11 protein-coding genes and 6 tRNA genes are annotated in these 15509 nt (G+C 58.0%); all 17 read right to left on the bottom strand.

Features of this window, described 5'->3' with window-relative positions; genetic code table 11:
* Nucleotides 1–318: 318 nt before the first annotated feature.
* Nucleotides 319–393 (bottom strand) — tRNA-Val (locus tag V2391_RS00195).
* Between the two features lie 3 nt (nucleotides 394–396).
* Nucleotides 397–472: transfer RNA gene (locus V2391_RS00190), tRNA-Gly, on the bottom strand.
* Nucleotides 473–947: 475 nt separating this feature from the next.
* Nucleotides 948–1023: transfer RNA gene (locus V2391_RS00185), tRNA-Gly, on the bottom strand.
* Nucleotides 1024–1065: 42 nt separating this feature from the next.
* Nucleotides 1066–1139 (bottom strand) — tRNA-Cys (locus tag V2391_RS00180).
* A gap of 34 nt (nucleotides 1140–1173) precedes the next feature.
* Nucleotides 1174–1249: transfer RNA gene (locus V2391_RS00175), tRNA-Gly, on the bottom strand.
* Nucleotides 1250–1354: 105 nt separating this feature from the next.
* The gene (locus tag V2391_RS00170; protein ID WP_117745840.1) at nucleotides 1355–2101 is read right to left on the bottom strand and encodes an anti-sigma factor antagonist; all 747 of its coding nucleotides are present in this window, start codon (nucleotides 2099–2101) and stop codon (nucleotides 1355–1357) included.
* A gap of 78 nt (nucleotides 2102–2179) precedes the next feature.
* A complete protein-coding gene (locus V2391_RS00165) occupies nucleotides 2180–4525 on the bottom strand; it encodes a GAF domain-containing SpoIIE family protein phosphatase (protein WP_329737796.1) in 2346 nt (781 codons plus the stop codon).
* 59 nt (nucleotides 4526–4584) lie between these two features.
* Nucleotides 4585–4674 (bottom strand) — tRNA-Leu (locus V2391_RS00160).
* A 593-nt stretch (nucleotides 4675–5267) separates the two neighbouring features.
* Nucleotides 5268–6296 (bottom strand): ABC transporter ATP-binding protein, encoded by a 1029-nt coding sequence (locus V2391_RS00155; RefSeq protein WP_006236139.1) that lies wholly within the window; start codon nucleotides 6294–6296, stop codon nucleotides 5268–5270.
* The gene (locus tag V2391_RS00150) at nucleotides 6297–7388 is read right to left on the bottom strand and encodes an ABC transporter ATP-binding protein (protein ID WP_329737795.1); all 1092 of its coding nucleotides are present in this window, start codon (nucleotides 7386–7388) and stop codon (nucleotides 6297–6299) included. It lies immediately after the preceding gene.
* Nucleotides 7389–7390: 2 nt separating this feature from the next.
* Nucleotides 7391–8326, bottom strand: a complete 936-nt coding sequence (locus V2391_RS00145; protein WP_035138881.1) for an ABC transporter permease — start codon at nucleotides 8324–8326, stop codon at nucleotides 7391–7393.
* 14 nt (nucleotides 8327–8340) lie between these two features.
* On the bottom strand, nucleotides 8341–9378 hold the full coding sequence (locus tag V2391_RS00140; RefSeq protein ID WP_117877270.1) for an ABC transporter permease: 1038 nt from the start codon (nucleotides 9376–9378) through the stop codon (nucleotides 8341–8343).
* A 156-nt stretch (nucleotides 9379–9534) separates the two neighbouring features.
* A complete protein-coding gene (locus V2391_RS00135) occupies nucleotides 9535–11211 on the bottom strand; it encodes a peptide ABC transporter substrate-binding protein (protein ID WP_329737794.1) in 1677 nt (558 codons plus the stop codon).
* A gap of 294 nt (nucleotides 11212–11505) precedes the next feature.
* Complete coding sequence (gene secG / locus V2391_RS00130; RefSeq protein ID WP_006236144.1) at nucleotides 11506–11760, bottom strand: preprotein translocase subunit SecG; 255 nt, start codon at nucleotides 11758–11760, stop codon at nucleotides 11506–11508.
* Nucleotides 11761–11925: 165 nt separating this feature from the next.
* Nucleotides 11926–13479, bottom strand: a complete 1554-nt coding sequence (gene gpmI / locus V2391_RS00125) for a 2,3-bisphosphoglycerate-independent phosphoglycerate mutase (RefSeq protein ID WP_329737793.1) — start codon at nucleotides 13477–13479, stop codon at nucleotides 11926–11928.
* A 5-nt stretch (nucleotides 13480–13484) separates the two neighbouring features.
* A complete protein-coding gene (tpiA, locus tag V2391_RS00120; RefSeq protein ID WP_022094882.1) occupies nucleotides 13485–14252 on the bottom strand; it encodes a triose-phosphate isomerase in 768 nt (255 codons plus the stop codon).
* A complete protein-coding gene (locus V2391_RS00115; RefSeq protein ID WP_329737792.1) occupies nucleotides 14245–15435 on the bottom strand; it encodes a phosphoglycerate kinase in 1191 nt (396 codons plus the stop codon). Before V2391_RS00115 ends, tpiA begins: the two co-directional genes overlap by 8 nt.
* Nucleotides 15436–15509 lie beyond the last annotated feature (74 nt).

Below are 15509 nucleotides of genomic sequence, written 5' to 3'. Positions count from 1 at the left end.
AATTATGAGGGGTTCTTGGCAAGTCGATAAAACGTTATCAACACGACTACCTGCATGGCAGTTATAAAACCCCCTCAACCGAGCCACCGCCAAATAGGACCAAAACCAAGCCGCTCACGCCAAAAGAATCCAAAAGATTATGCTTGACCAACATGTTGCGGTCACGATCGGCCAGGACGTATGCAATCTGCCGGCAGCCCTACGGGATGCGAAAACCATTGCGTACAGACCTTGGATCAATATTTGGTGGCTTATTTGGCGGCGTGCTTGGTGGCAAAAAAACAGCCCAGAGGACATAGCCTCTGGGCTGTGAACATTTGGTGGGCGTTAGAAGATTTGAACTTCTGACCTCTTCCGTGTCAGGGAAGCGCTCTCCCCCTGAGCTAAACGCCCAAATGGAGCGGACAACGGGGCTCGAACCCGCGACCCCAACCTTGGCAAGGTTGTGCTCTACCAACTGAGCCATGTCCGCCTGCGAGGATTTAATATACGGGATGATCGCCCCGAATGCAAGAACTATTTTCGAATAATTTGAAAATAGTTCGAGCCTCTGGAACGGATTGACCAATCAGGCGAAAAGAACTGATGGCCCACTCCCCCGGCCACGACAGCGAGCGGGCTCCGGGTGCCCCAGGTTGCCGCGAAAGAGGAGGGAAGCGTACTTTATGTACGCGACCGACGATTGAGGGGCAAGATGGGGTGCCCGGAGCCCGCGCAGCGTCAACAAAAAACGCGGTTCGTTAGAACCGCGTAAGATAGTTGGAGCGGACAACGGGGCGTCCGCGTATCCGCTTCGCGGATCCGCACCGGCTTCGGCCGCCTGCCGGCGACCTCGCCAGCTCGTTACAAACGCTCCGCGTTTGCTTAACGCTCGCTCCCTCTCGGGTTCGAGCCTCTGCGATGGGTACGAAAAAGCCCGGCTACCGTAGTAGTCGGGCTGTTGCGCTTGGAGCGGACAACGGGGCTCGAACCCGCGACCCCAACCTTGGCAAGGTTGTGCTCTACCAACTGAGCCATGTCCGCATATGTAAAACAAAACGGGCGCCGGAGCGCCCGGATGTTGCCTGGAGGCGAAGCCCGGATTCGAACCGGGGGTAAAGGCTTTGCAGGCCTCTGCCTTACCACTTGGCCACTTCGCCGAAAAAGGACCGCATAAACGGTCCGTAAATGCAATGGAGCGGACAACGGGGCTCGAACCCGCGACCCCAACCTTGGCAAGGTTGTGCTCTACCAACTGAGCCATGTCCGCTTGCGGGTTATTAATTTACGCGAGTTGTCCAAAAGACGCAAGTACTTTTTTCAAAAAAGTTGTCTGCCGCATGTTCTCGGTAGCTAAACGCGCCAAAGCGATTGGCTAGGCACACGATTCGAGCGCTCCGCTAAACAGCTTCACCATCTGCACGCGCGTGCCGGCGCCGTCTGTACGACGCGCAACCTCCACGTTATCGACGAGCATACGCATAAGCTTGATACCACGGCCGCGCTCCTCGGATGCGACCGGTTCGCTCGTTTTATCGATAGAATAGCCGGCACCTCGATCAAGCACCTCAACCACAACGCGATCGCCATAGGCCTGAACCGTCAGGACGCACCCGACACCGCCCGCATGGTCATAGGCATTACCCAGTGCCTCCCCCGACGCCAATGCGACATCGTAGCGCTCGTCGCGGCGCAACGGAAGCGATTCAAGGAGTTCGGCGATGTGATGTCGGTAGTATGGAAGATTCTCGATACCCTGACGGACCTCGACGCTCTTACTCCAGCGAGGCAGCTCCCCCACCGGAATGGCGGGAATAGACTCCCGTGCCGGACCCGCGACATGAAGGATATCGACAAGACGAGCAATCTCCAAAAAGCGAACAACTTCGCCTGATGCATTGACGAGCGAAAGCAGGCCTTCTCGCCTCATGAGCTCACGAGCGCGCGTAAGCAGGAATGCCAAGCCCGTCGAATCGATAAAGCCAACAGCCTGACAGTTGATGACGACACGACGCACGCCGCGGTCAACCAAAGCATCCAACCGCCGACGCAGCGCAGGCACCGTGGCGATGTCGATATCGCCCGGTGGCGTCAAAACCGCTATGTCATTCCACTCATTCATACGACCATGGTTCCCCAAAAAAGCCCACTCGATGCATTTGTTTCCCCAACCGTGCGGATTCAGCCCGTCCAGCGTCGTCTATGAACGACCCCGTAAAAACTCAAGGGACACCAATGCAATGTCGTCGTCCAGCGCCGATTCGGTAAATCGGTCGAGCTCGCCCAAGACCTTGCCGCAAATGCCCGACACGCCCTCCCCCGAAACAGAAAGCAGAAGGTCGCGCAAGCGCTGCTCGCCAAAGAATGCTCCGGTGCGGTCACGGGCCTCAATCGTTCCATCCGTATACATAAAGAGCATGTCGCCGGGGGCGAACGTAAAGGCACCCGTCTCGTACACCATGCCTTCGAATGCACCGATTACGCCCGATTGGCATCCAAGCAGTTCGACCTCTCCCCCACGGGCCTCGCCGCCGCCCAGCGGCATCGACTCTGGCCTGATGACCATGGTCGGAGGATGGCCCGCCGAACAATACGTTGCGCGTCCGGCTTTAAGGTCAATCTTGGCGATAAAGGCCGTCACGAACGTCTCGACCCTCGAAAAGCCCATGAGCATGCTGTTAAGGGAGCGCGCCATGCGGGCCGGGCCAGCGCCCTCCCAGGCATATGCCGTCAGGGCCGTCTTGACGAGCGCGGACATCGATGCGGCCTCAATGCCTTTGCCAGACACATCACCCAGAATCATGACGGCGCAGTCGTCGGGAAGTCGGATGAGCGTATAGAAATCGCCGCCGACCAACGCCGAGTTCGTGGCCGACAGGTACACCGAATCGGTTGCGATACCCGGAACATCCCCCAGGGAATTTCTCATGCCGATCTGGAGGGTCTGAGCGATATGGCGCTCCTCGCGCTTTTGAGATTCGCCTTCGTAGATCAGTTCAAAGTCATGCGCCAAGTGCACCAAGTAGTCATATTCAAGGTCATCAATCGGCTCTTGGCTGCCATCACGAAGCAGCAGCGCGCGCGTCGTCGGGCCCTTCGCAACAGAAGCAGGGACAATTGCGTCGCTGCTGTGCTTGCCATCACCCTCAGAGCGCGGGCGCCCCGCCTCGATGCCGGTGTCGACGTAGAGACCTTGGCAAGGTAGACCATGCGCCCTAAGCCAGCCTCCCATAGGCATCGATTCGTCAACGCGAGTTATACGGACGTGTTTAAGGTCCTCGGCACTCGTGCCGCCCAAAACAGACGCCCCAAAGCCATCAGGGCCAGCCCCCAGACGTGCCGCTGGCGCCGTCGTGGAAAAGAAAAGCTTCTCGGGATCGTCAGGCAAAGCAACGCGACTGCCGCCTTCAAAATCTATGACGTAGGCGTCCAGACTAGCGTCATACTCCACGGGACAGAAATGGCAATTGAGCACGGCGCAAATTTCGGCCGACACCGCACGCGAGGCGGCAACAGGATCATCAAGATAGGCAAACAACTCATCCCGAAGCACATTAAGCGAGCGGCCAAGCTCGGCCGTGCGACGAGAGCGAAGGCTCGATGCCATGCCGACCAGCTGGATAGACAGGTAATCGCAAATGACCTCGAGTACATTAACGTCATAGGCGAGCGGTGCCTGGGGGCGTTTCCAGCCAACTTCCAGCACGCCAAGGATCTGCGTACCGTAAAAAACGGGAAGACAGATCTCGCTGCGGTACGGAGGCATATCCTGCACGCGCAACAGGTGCTTAGAACGATTGTCCAAATCCATAAACATGCCCGAGGCGACACGATCGCCCTCAAGGTCCTGCTGAATCGACAGACGGCAAGCGCGCGACTCGCGAAGCACGTACGTCGGGATGCCCGCGCCATACGGCATAAACTCGGGCAAATAGCTATCCTCAAGCTCCTTAGAAACACCGCGGAGCTTAAAGCCACCGCTCTCCGAAAAATAAATCGCAGCTCCAGAAGCATCGAGCGTTCCGACGAGCTGATTTAAAACGGTATCAAGCAGGCCGGGTAGCTCATCGGAGCCCACAGTGCTCATAATGACCGAGAGCGTGCCAGAGAGACGCTTATTTGCCACTCTAAGCTCCGATAACGCACGCTTGAGTTGACGGTCGTGAGAATACTGTTCCTCAATACTGTGAAGTGCCACCAGGACACGTGGCGCGCTGCGCCCAAAGATACGTGGAGGCGTTACGGAGCCTGCGCGAACCAAGACGGGGATAAAAGAGCCGTCACTCAGCTTGAGCATCAGTTCGTTCTCGGAGCCATCAGTTTCAAATGGCAGACGATGTTCCGTCGCACGTTCAAAAGCGGATGAGTACAGAACGTCTTTAACATCTCCACCGATGACGTCGGCGCGTTCCTCGCACATCAAACCAAGTAAGCGATTATTCACATGCAGAATGGTTCCGTCGAGCTCGCAGATGATGACAGCATCGCTCGTGATCTCGACTAGTTGGGCAACGTCTGCCCACTCGTTGCGCTCAAGCGTTTCCATCGTGAACCTCACCGTCTATCGGTAACAAAAAAGCCTCCGAAGAGGCTTCTCAAATGCGATGGTGTCGGAGGCGGGACTTGAACCCGCATGACCAAAAAGCGGTCACTAGCACCTCAAGCTAGCGCGTCTGCCAATTCCGCCACTCCGACATGCTATGTTGTTGATTCGCGGTTCGTTTTGTTGAACCCGCGCGTTCAACGAGGAAGATAATAACCTATGATTCGAGAACTGTGCAAGCACTTTTTTGAAAAAAGTTTACAAATTTGTAAATGTACAGGTAGATGGACCTGTTCGGGCCGGAATGAGGTTGCTTTCCAACGCGTCCTCGGGCATGCGGCATTATTTTGATCCGCGTTTCGCGCTACAAAATAATGCCGCCCCCTGCGGAATGCGTTGGAAAGCAACCTCATTCCGGCCCTAGGGGTATGTACTCGGGGCACAGTTCTCAAACATGTTCTAGGGGCTGATGCAAATTTGATGGCTCGGCTTTGCCGAGCCCTTATACGGGGAGGCCGGAGCCAACGCTCCGGCCTCACTCAATTTCTTATTAGATTAAGTGAGCGATCAGGGAATCGCACTCTCCCTGCCGAGTTACCGCAGGGCCCGCCCTGAAGTTACTTTTCAGAACATTCCGCAGGACGCAAGAAACCCCCGCCGCACGAAGTGCGTAGCGGGGGTTTCTTGCATGTCCGAGGACGTTCTGAAAAGTAACTTCAGGGCGGGGCCGGACGAGTACAACCGACTAGAGGTCGATGTGCGATTCCTTGATCGGGAACGGCTCCGCGAAGTGGCAGGCGCAGCAGTGACCCGGTGCGACCTCCTTAAACTCGGGAAGCTTCTCAGAGCAGATACCCTGCGCGATCGGGCAACGGGTGTGGAAACGGCAACCGGTCGGCGGATCCAGCGGTGACGGCGGATCGCCGGCAAGGATGATGCGCTTACGGGTCTTCTGGATATCCGGGTCGGGAACCGGCACAGCAGACAACAGCGACTGCGTGTACGGATGATGAGGCTCGCTATAGAGCGTCTTCCAGTCCGAAACCTCGACCATCTTGCCCAGATACATAACGGCAACGCGATCGGAGATGTGCTGCACGACGGACAGGTCGTGGGCGATAAACAGATACGCGGTACCGAACTTGTCCTGCAGTTCCTTGAGCAAGTTCAAAACCTGGGCCTGAATGGACACATCCAGAGCGGAAACCGGCTCGTCGCAGATAATCAGCTTGGGCTTCAGCGCAAAAGCGCGGGCAATGCCGACACGCTGACGCTGGCCGCCCGAGAACTCATGCGGATAGCGGTTGATGTGCTCGGGGTTGAGTCCGACGACGTCGAGAAGCTCGCGAACACGCTCGATGCGCTCCTCCTTGGTACCCACGCCGTGAATGGTCATGGGCTCGGAAACGATCTCGCCGATGGTCATACGAGGATTCAGCGAAGCATAGGGATCCTGAAAGATGAACTGCATCTCGCGACGCATGTCCTTGATCTCATGCTTGCTCATCTCGGCAACGTCTTTGCCCTGGAAGAACACCTTACCGGCAGTCGGCTTGGTCAGACGCATGATGGTGCGGCCCGTCGTGGACTTGCCGCAACCAGACTCGCCAACCAGACCAAAGGTCTCGCCAGGATAAATCTCAAAAGAGATGTCATTTACAGCAGAGACGACGCGCTTGGAAAAACGCTTGGCGAACATGCCGGACTCTGCGGGGAACTCCTTGGAAAGGTGCTCGACCTTCAACAGCGGAGTACGCTCGTTATTGTCTGCCATTTACGCCTCGCCTCCCTTCTTGGAATCCTTGCGCGTACGGGACGTATCAGGAGCGTTCTTGAGGAACTCGGGGTCACCGGAATAATGGCACGCAGAATAGTGGCCGGACTCGGTGACAACGCGCTCGGGGCGCTGCTTGCGGCACTTATCGGTCGCATAGGGGCAACGAGGCGAGAACACGCAGCCCTCGGGCAGGTTCATGAGCGAAGGCGGGTTACCGTGAATCGGCGTAAGCGGCTTCTTCTCATCGATGGCCTGCTCCGGGATGGAGCGGATAAGGCCCCAGGTGTAGGGGTGACGGCTCTCGTAGAAGATTTCCTCAGCAGTACCGAACTCGACGGGACGGCCGGCGTACATAACCATGATCTTGTCGGCCATATCGGCGACAACACCCAGGTCATGGGTAATCATGATGATGGCGTTGCCGTTCTTCTCCTGCATTTCCTGCATAAGCTCAATAATCTGAGCCTGGATGGTAACGTCCAGGGCAGTCGTGGGCTCGTCGGCAATCAGAATATCGGGATCGCAGGCAAGGGCCATGGCAATCATGACGCGCTGACGCATACCGCCAGAGAACTGGTGCGGATACTCATTGACTCGCTTCTCGGGCTCAGGAATGCCAACGAGATCCAAAAGCTCGGTGGCGCGCTTGAGCGCCTCCTGCTTGGAGTAGCCGCGGTGCAGACGAAGGCCCTCGCCCACCTGCTTGCCGATCTTATAGACCGGGTTCAAGGAGGTCATTGGATCCTGGAAGATCATCGCGATATCGTTGCCGCGAATGTGTTGCATCTCTTCCTCGGTCATCTCGAGGATAGAGCGGCCGCGATAGCGAACGTCACCGCCCTCAATCTTTCCCGGAGGCATCGAGATAAGACCCATGATGGTCATGGCAGTCACGGACTTGCCAGAGCCGGACTCACCGACGACACCCAGGGTCTCGCCACGATCGAGCGTGTAGGAGACACCGTCGACAGCGCGAACGACGCCATCCTCGGTGTGGAAATACATCTTAAGGTCATCGACCTCGAGCAGATGCTGGCCCTCGGGAACCGGCTGGTCCTTCAGGTCCACATAGTTCTTGTTCTTCTTCATCCTTATGCGTCCTTCATCTTGACGTCGAGAGCGTCGCGCAGGCCGTCACCCAGAAGGGTGAAGGCGAGCACCGTCGAGAGAATTGCCAGACCGGGCATGATCATCATCCAGGGAGCGGTCAGAAGATACTGCTGACCGTCCTGAATCATGGAGCCCCACGAAGGCGTAGGCGGAATAACGCCCATGCCGAGGAAGGACAGAGCGGACTCGGTCAGAATGGCGCCACCAATGTTCATGGTCGCGTAGACCACGATGGAGGCGACGGAGTTCGGGAAGATGTGACGCACGACGATACGAGCATCAGATGCACCCATCGCGCGCGCAGCGTCAACATAGTCGTTTTCCTTGACCGTCAGGATTGCAGATCGGAAGACGCGCGCAATCGAAGGCCAGCCGAGAATACCGATGGCGATGAAGACGTTCTGAAGACCACGGCCGATAACGGCGATCATGGCGACGACGAACAGCACGTACGGGAACGCCAGGAAGATATCCGCACAGCGCATGATGATCGTATCCCAGATGCCGCCGTAGAAACCGGCCAGGGCGCCCATGACCAGACCGATCAACGTGGAGATGGCGGTGGCCATGATGCCGACGGACAGCGAAACGCGTGCACCGTAGATAACACGGACGAGGATGTCGCGACCAAGGGCATCGGTGCCAAACGGGTGCTCGGCACACGGAGCCAGTAGCGATGTCTCGGCCATGGTGGTCGAATCGGAAGCCGTCGGCGAACCGAGCCAGGGCTTAGCCCACAGATCTGCGGTCAGGGCAACCACAACGACGATGATGATCCAGCAGACACCGATAACGGCGAGCTTGTTCTTACGAAGACGCTTAAAAGCGTCACCCCACAGCGTGCGGGACTTGGCGGGAGCAGATGCGGCCTTGGTGGCGGTAGCCTGCTCCTGAGACTGAGAATCAGTTTCCTGCATGAGACGTACCTCCCTTAGGCCTTATCCGACGGACCGCCAAGGCGGATGCGCGGGTCGAGGAATGCATAGCTAATGTCGACGAGCAGGTTGATCACCATGACGACGACGACGATGAGCGTAACGCCGCCCATAACGATGGGCCAGTCACGCATGCTAATGGCGCGATAGACCTCATAGCCAATGCCGGGCCAGTTAAAGACCGTCTCGGTCAGGATGGCGCCCGAAAGCATGCCGCCAAAGTCGACACCAATATAGGTAACGACGGGGATGAGTGCATTCTTAAGCGCATGCTTGATGATGATCGCACGATTGGAGAGACCCTTGGCCTTTGCCGTACGAATGTAATCCTGGTTCATGACGTCAAGCAGCTGCGAGCGCATAATGCGGGCGGCATAAGCGGTCGAAACCGAAGCCAGCGTAATGGTCGGAAGCACATAGTGCATCCAATCCTGATACTGAGAGCTGGAACCGCCGGCACCCGAGATCGGCATGGAGAATGCACCGCCCGTGGCGTCCTTGAGAATGACGCCAAAGAACAGCTGCAGCAACATACCGAGCCAGAAAGCCGGGACGGCAACGAGAATCGACGTGGTGAGCGTTACCAAAATATCCCAGAAGGAATAACGCTTAACCGCCGAAATGATACCCGCACCGATACCCATGATTGCCTCGAGCACGATGGCGCACGCGGCGAGTTTGACCGTATACGGATACTTCTGGGCAAAGATTTCCGTAACCGGCAGCTTGCGCTGATACGAATTGCCCAGATCGCCATGAAGCAGGCCGTTCATGTAATACAAGTAACGGTCTACGAGCGACGTTTGAACGGGGTCGCCGTTCTCGTCAAGGATCGCGTTGCCGTCCTCGTCCGACTGGACCAGGTGATAGCGAACGCGAAGCTGAAGCTCCACCTCGGGGGACAGAGCCTTGTCTCCACCGATCAGCTTGATCGGATCTCCCGGCACGATATTCTGGAGGGCGAACAGAATCAGCGTAACGCCCAAAAACACCGGGATGAACTGAAGCACACGTTTAACGATGTACTTACCCATACCACTCCCCTATCTAGGGATTAACCTAAATGGGATGCCGATCGCCAGACCGGCATCCCAAAATTACCATCAGCCAGTTTACCCCAGGTTAGGGAGAACTGTATGTTTCCCATGAGGTCTACGTAAATACTTGACCCTCACGGAAGCTGCAAACTCTTAGGCGAGCTCAGCGGTACCCAGATCGGCATGCTTCTGCGGATCGACATAGAGGTGCTTGATGCGATCGGAGCCGACGATGGTGTGCGTGTAGAACATCACCGGGATGACCGGGCAGTCGGCAGCGACCATTGCGTCGGCCTCCTGCATCTTAGCGACGCGCTCCTCGTCGTCAACAATAGTACGAGCCTCGTCGACCTTGGCGTCGAACTCGGGATTGTTGTAACCGGAGCGGTTGTCGCCACCGAGGGAGTCGGAGTGGAACAGCGGATACAGGAAGTTGTCCATGATCGGGTAGTCGGCAATCCAACCCAGACGACCGAACTGATAGTTAAAGTTCTGATACTGCTCGAGCAGGGCAGACCACTCAGGGGTATCGGAGACAGCGGTAACGCCAACCTTGGCGAGGTCGCCGATGATGGACTCCATGATCTCCTTGTGACCGCCGTCCTGGTTGTAGGAAAGGGTCACACTAATGCCACGATCCCCGTTAGCGCCAGCGGGAGCGACCTTGTCGAGGTACTCGTTAGCCTTGTCGACATCGTAGGCGCAGAACTCCCATGCGCCCTCCTTGTAGCCATCGATGCCCGGAGGAACAATGCCGTCGGCAGGGGTACGGGTACCCTTGAAGATGGTCTTGCAGATGGCCTCACGGTTGATGGCCAGGGAGATGCCCCTACGCAGGTCGGCGTTGTTGAACGGCTCGGCCGTGGTGTTGCAGGTCAGATAGTACGTGGAAGGCTCGGCGCCGAGCAGCATGCGCTCGCCGTCACCCATGGTGTAGCCGTCCTTAGACACGCCGCGATCCTTCTTGGCGGCATCGATCTGAGCAACGGGAACGTCGCAGACATCGAGGTTACCGGCCTGGAACTCCTTGTAAGCAGTCTCCATGTCCTTGATGACCTGGAAGTGGATGCCATCGATCTTGGCCTTGTCGCCATAGTAATCGTCGAACTTCTTGAGGTTGATCTCCTGACCATCCTCCCACTTGCCGTCCATCATGAACGGGCCGTTACCGACCGGTGCAAGATAGAAGCTCTTGACATCGGACTCGGCGCACTCGGGAACCGGGGCCAGAGCCGGGTGAGAGGCGACGAAGGGGAAGTCGGCGTAAGCAGAAGACAGCTTGACGACGAGAGTCTCATCGTCGGGGCAAGTAACACCGCTGAGCTCGGTAGCGTTACCGGCAAGCAGGTCGTCATAGCCCTCGACCATGGAAAGGTGATAAGAGACCTCGGAGGGGCCGTACTCGGTAGCGATAGCCGACTTGGTGTTGACCAGACGCTCCCAACCGAGCTTGAAGGACTTGGAGGTAACGTCGTCACCGTTGTGGAACTTGGCCTTCTTGATCTTGAAGGTGAACTCGGTGGCGTCGTCGTTGGCCTCAAAGGACTCGCAAGCCAGCGGAACGATCTCGCCCTTCTCGGCGTCATAAGAGGTCAGAGCATCAAAGAGCTGGTACTCGACCTGAGTGCCCTGGTCCTCCTGGACATTGTAGGGGTCGATGCAGACCGGGTTGTTGATGTAGAAGTTCAGCGTCGAACCGGACTCAGAACCGGAAGCGTCGCCGCCCTTCTTGCCGCATGCGGCAAGAAAAGCCATGGAGCTCGCAGCGAGGGTGCCGCCAACAAAGGCGCGACGACCCATAACGGGCTGGTGGAACATAGAATCAGCCATGCCATCCTCCTTATGAGATAGGACAAAGAAATGTTCAGTCGGACACATGTCGAGACAATCCGATCCGAACCATCAAAACGCCGCCCGCCGCTATGGCTGGTTATGCACAACGGATCAACGTTTCGCAATACAGTAGCGCATTTTATGCACGATTTGGGGCTAATTCCGGTCAACGGTCGAGAATTTCTTTAGTTGGGCGAAGTATGTGGGGATATTTTGACTCTGTTACAAGTCTGTAAACAAAAAGGGTCCCGCACTTACGGAACCCTTTTCAAATATTTATGCGGCTCGTGCTTAGTAGCCGACGATGCCCTGCGGGAAGAAGAACATGCACAGGACGACGCACACGGCAAAAACGACGGCCATAATTACCGTCAGGCGATCGAGGTTCTGCTCCATGACGCCCGTGGCAGAGCTGGAGTTATACAGCGAACTAGCAATCATATCCGAAACGCCGGTGCCCTTACCGGAATGCATCAGGACGAGAATCGTCAGCGCCACGGCAGAGACAGCCCAAACGACAAACAGAAGAATCTGGAACGGACCCATAGATAAGCTCCTTAATAGAACAATTCAAACTCCAGTACTGTACCACAACCCCCGACACTCCCCCACCTGCCATTTGGGGACGGGGCAGATATGGCAGAAATACCAAAAAAAGGGGATTGCCCGAATATGGACAACCCCCTTCAAAGAAACGCTTGGCGTTTTCTCTTAGGCCTCGGTGGCGAGCACGCGACCCGTCATCTCGGCGGAAGGCTCAATACCAGCCATGGTGAGCATGGTCGGAGCGATATCGGAAAGACGGCCGTCCTCGATACCGGTGAGCTTGGCCTTCTCATCAACGATGATGAACGGGACGCGGTTGGTGGTGTGAGCCGTAAACGGATGCTTGGAACCGTCGGAAGCAACGTCAAACATGTGATCGGCGTTGCCGTGGTCGGCGGTAATCAGCGCAAAGCCGCCCTTGGCGAGAATCGCCGGGACAACCTTGGACAGGGCATCGTCAACAGCCTCGACGGCCTTAACGGCGGCGTCGAAGACACCGGTGTGACCAACCATGTCGCAGTTCGCGAAGTTCACGATGTAGAAATCAGCGCGATCCTCGTTGATGGCGGCGACAAGCTTCTCGGTAACCTCGGGAGCGCTCATCTCAGGCTGCAGATCGTAGGTAGCGACCTTGGGGGAAGCGACGAGCACGCGCTCCTCGCCCTCCTTGGGCTCCTCGATGCCGCCGTTGAGGAAGAACGTCACGTGGGCGTACTTCTCGGTCTCGGCGGTGTGCAGCTGCTTCAGGCCATTGGCGGCGATAACGTCGGCCAGGACGTTCTCGGGGAACGTCTTGGGGAAGGCGACCTCGACGTCAAACGTCGGGTCGTACTCGGTCATCGTCACAAAGTGCGAAAGCTTGATCTGCTCGCGCTCAAAGCCATCGAACTCCTTGTCCGTGAACACGCGGGTCATCTGACGGGCGCGGTCGGGACGGAAGTTGAAGAAGATGGCCGCGTCGCCCTCGTGGATGCCCTCGTTGTGGGCAGCGAAGGGCTCGACGAACTCGTCGCCGCGCTGATCCTTCTCGTAGTAGGCCTTGATACCGGCAACAGGGTCGGTATCGGCATCGGATGCGTTGACCATGACGTCGTAGGCGCGCTGGATGCGCTCCCAACGGTTGTCGCGGTCCATGGCCCAATAACGGCCCGAGACGGTGGCAACGCGAGCGTCGCAACCGGTCTCCTCGGAGATCTTGGCCAGGAAGGCGCAGAACTCACTCATGTAACCGGCACCGGACTGCGGGTCGACGTCGCGGCCGTCCATAAAGGCGTGGACGCGAACGGTCTTGACACCGTGCTCGGCAGCCATCTTAACCAGAGCCTCGACGTGGTTCATGTGAGAATGAACACCGCCAGGGCTCATAAGACCCATGAGGTGGAGAGTCTTGCCCTCGGCCTTTACATCGTCCATAGCCTTGACGAAGACCTCGTTCTTGGCGATGGAGCCGTCCTTGATGGCGTTGTTGATGCGCGAAAGCTCCTGGAACACGATGCGGCCGGCACCGATGTTGAGGTGACCCACCTCAGAGTTACCCATCTGGCCATCGGGAAGACCCACGTCCTCGCCCGAAGCACCGAGCGTGGTGTGAGGATACTTCTCGTACAGGCTATCAAGGAAGGGCGTCTTGGCAGCGGCGACGGCGTTCTCACCATCGGCCGGGGCCAGGCCGCAGCCGTCCATGATGATCAGGAGTGCAGGAAGATGACGCTGTGCCATATGTCCTACTCGCCTGCCTTGACGACCATAGAGGCAAAATCGGCAGCCTTGAGCGAAGCGCCGCCCACGAGGGCGCCGTCAACGTCGGGCTTGGCGACGAGCTCGGCGATGTTGCCGGGCTTGGCGGAACCGCCGTAGAGAACGCGGATGCCGTTGGCGAGCTCCTCGCCGAACATCTCCTTGAGGGTCTCACGGATAGCGCCGCAGACCTCCTGAGCGTCCTCGGCGGTAGCGGTCTTGCCGGTGCCGATGGCCCAGATGGGCTCGTAGGCGACGACGACCTGCTTGGGGCAGGTGATCTCAAGACCAGCAAGGCCAGCCTTGACCTGGTTCACGACGTGCTCGACATAGGTGCCGGCCTCGCGGACCTCGAGGGACTCGCCGCAGCAGAAGACGGGAACAAGACCGGCGGCAACGAGAGCCTTGGCCTTCTTGTTCTGATCCTCGTCGGTCTCGTGGAAGTAGTCGCGACGCTCGGAGTGACCGATGATGCAGTAGGTGCAGCCAGCGGACTTGAGCATGTCGCAAGAGGACTCACCGGTGAAGGCACCCTTGGCCTCCCAGTACACGTTCTGTGCACCGAGGGCGATGGGGGCAGCCTGAATGCGGTCATGAACCGTGGTGATGTCAATGGTCGGAGGGCAGACGAGCACCTCGACGCCAGCCGGAACCTCGGGCAGAGCCTGGGCCAGCTCGTCGGCGAGCTTGGCGGCCTCGGCGACGTCGTTGTTCATCTTCCAGTTACCAGCGATAAGAAGGGTGCGATTAGGCATCGAGAAGCGCCTCCACTCCGGGCAGGGCCTTACCCTCGACGAGCTCCATGGAAGCGCCACCGCCGGTGGAGATCCAGCTCATCTTGTCGGCCAGGTTGAACTTGTTGACAGCTGCGACGGAATCGCCACCACCGATGATCGAGGTGCAATCAGCCTCAGCAACAGCCTCGGCGATAGCCTGGGTGCCATGAGCGAAGTTGTCGAACTCGAAGACGCCCATGGGGCCGTTCCAGAACACGGTCTTGGCACCCTTGACGGCCTCGGCGTAAAGCTCCTCGGTCTTGGGGCCGATGTCCATACCCTCACGATCGTCGGGGATAGCGTCGGAAGCGACAACCTCGGGGACAGCGTCCTCGCCAAAGTGACCGGCAACGCGGTTGTCGATGGGGAGCAGGATCTTGACGCCCTTCTCCTCGGCCTTCTTGAGCATCTCACCGGCGCGCTCGACCCAGTCCTCTTCCTTGAGGGACTGACCGACGGTCAGGCCCTGAGCCAGGAAGAAGGTGTAGGCCATACCGCCACCGATGATCAGGGTGTCAGCGGAGTCGATGAGGTGATCGAGAACGCCGATCTTGGAGGAAACCTTGGAACCGCCGACGATAGCGACGAAGGGACGCTCGGGCTCGGCGAAGATGCCAGTCAGCGTGTCGACCTCCTTCTCGAGCAGGAAGCCGGCGACGGCAGGCAGGTAATCGGCGGGGCCCACAACGGAACCCTGGGCGCGGTGAGCGGTGCCGAAGGCGTCGAGGACGAAAACGTCGCCATAGGAAGCGAGGATCTTGGCGATCTCGGGATCGTTCTTCTTCTCACGCTTGTCGAAACGGACGTTCTCGAGAACGAGGACCTTACCCGGCTCGACAGCGGCGACAGCCTCAGCAGCCTTCTCGCCATACGTGTCGGCAACAAAAGCAACGTCAAGGCCAGAGAGCTCAGCGAGCTTCTTGGCGACAGGCTCGAGGGAGAGCTCGGGCTGGAAGCCAGTGCCCTCGGGACGACCGAGGTGGCTCATGAGGATGACGCGGGCGTTGTGCTCAACGAGATAGTTGATAGTGGGCAGGGCTGCCTTGATGCGGGTGGTGTCGCCAACGACGCCATCCTTGATAGGCACGTTGAAGTCAACGCGGACGAGAACGCGCTTGCCGTCGACATCGATGTCGCGGACGGTCTTCTTGGTAAAGGCCATGTTTGCTTCTACCTTTCGTACGTGTCTGCCTCCCATTACGGCAGACGATTTCTTATAAAAAGGGCGCGACCTTA

Origin of the sequence: Collinsella sp. CM84Y_54, from assembly GCF_036317945.1 — a bacterium.
In the GTDB taxonomy this organism is placed as follows: Bacteria; Actinomycetota; Coriobacteriia; order Coriobacteriales; family Coriobacteriaceae; genus Collinsella.
This window is presented reverse-complemented; position numbering and strand designations above follow the sequence as displayed.

What these genes read in the sequence shown, in the direction of transcription:
- V2391_RS00170 (WP_117745840.1), bottom strand. Translation starts at nt 2,101, where the DNA reads ATGAATGAGTGGAATGACATAGCGGTTTTGACGCCACCGGGCGATATC.
- V2391_RS00165 (WP_329737796.1), bottom strand. Translation starts at nt 4,525, where the DNA reads ATGGAAACGCTTGAGCGCAACGAGTGGGCAGACGTTGCCCAACTAGTC.
- V2391_RS00155 (WP_006236139.1), bottom strand. Translation starts at nt 6,296, where the DNA reads ATGGCAGACAATAACGAGCGTACTCCGCTGTTGAAGGTCGAGCACCTT.
- V2391_RS00150 (WP_329737795.1), bottom strand. Translation starts at nt 7,388, where the DNA reads ATGAAGAAGAACAAGAACTATGTGGACCTGAAGGACCAGCCGGTTCCC.
- V2391_RS00145 (WP_035138881.1), bottom strand. Translation starts at nt 8,326, where the DNA reads ATGCAGGAAACTGATTCTCAGTCTCAGGAGCAGGCTACCGCCACCAAG.
- V2391_RS00140 (WP_117877270.1), bottom strand. Translation starts at nt 9,378, where the DNA reads ATGGGTAAGTACATCGTTAAACGTGTGCTTCAGTTCATCCCGGTGTTT.
- V2391_RS00135 (WP_329737794.1), bottom strand. Translation starts at nt 11,211, where the DNA reads ATGGCTGATTCTATGTTCCACCAGCCCGTTATGGGTCGTCGCGCCTTT.
- secG (WP_006236144.1), bottom strand. Translation starts at nt 11,760, where the DNA reads ATGGGTCCGTTCCAGATTCTTCTGTTTGTCGTTTGGGCTGTCTCTGCC.
- gpmI (WP_329737793.1), bottom strand. Translation starts at nt 13,479, where the DNA reads ATGGCACAGCGTCATCTTCCTGCACTCCTGATCATCATGGACGGCTGC.
- tpiA (WP_022094882.1), bottom strand. Translation starts at nt 14,252, where the DNA reads ATGCCTAATCGCACCCTTCTTATCGCTGGTAACTGGAAGATGAACAAC.
- V2391_RS00115 (WP_329737792.1), bottom strand. Translation starts at nt 15,435, where the DNA reads ATGGCCTTTACCAAGAAGACCGTCCGCGACATCGATGTCGACGGCAAG.